The organism is Erythrobacter sp. HI0063, from assembly GCF_001635685.1.
GTDB lineage: Bacteria > Pseudomonadota > Alphaproteobacteria > Sphingomonadales > Sphingomonadaceae > Qipengyuania.
Map to the genome: position 1 here is coordinate 1 of NZ_LWFF01000201.1, position 337 is coordinate 337.

Annotated in this window: 1 other RNA gene; it reads right to left on the reverse strand. The window is 57.9% G+C overall.

Annotated features, from left to right (window positions below):
• Window positions 1-85: 85 nt before the first annotated feature.
• Window positions 86-337: a transfer-messenger RNA gene (ssrA, locus tag A3736_RS06570) on the reverse strand; the annotation flags it as partial.

Below are 337 nucleotides of genomic sequence, written 5' to 3' on the forward strand. Positions count from 1 at the left end.
ACGACCAGAGGCATGAGCCTCGTCATCGCTTGAAATCTCGAAGGTGTGAGGTGGGGGTTTCTGTTGCTAGCTACCCCCGGAGCCCCGGAATCCGCTTCTGTTGCCCGGTGGGTCCAACCGCGCTTTAGCTTTGTAAGATCAGGCCGCTAGGCCGTCAGATTACGCAGCGAGAGCGAGTGCTTCGTTATCGTTGGCACTTGTGTGTTGCGAACAGTTTTACGGGTTACTCAGCCCGGGCGAAAATACCGTCTTTCAGCACACGTCGATCCTAGTTCGGCCCCGTCATAAACCCCGAAAATACGCGGTTTGTGGTGGAGCCGCCGGGTACTGCCCCCGG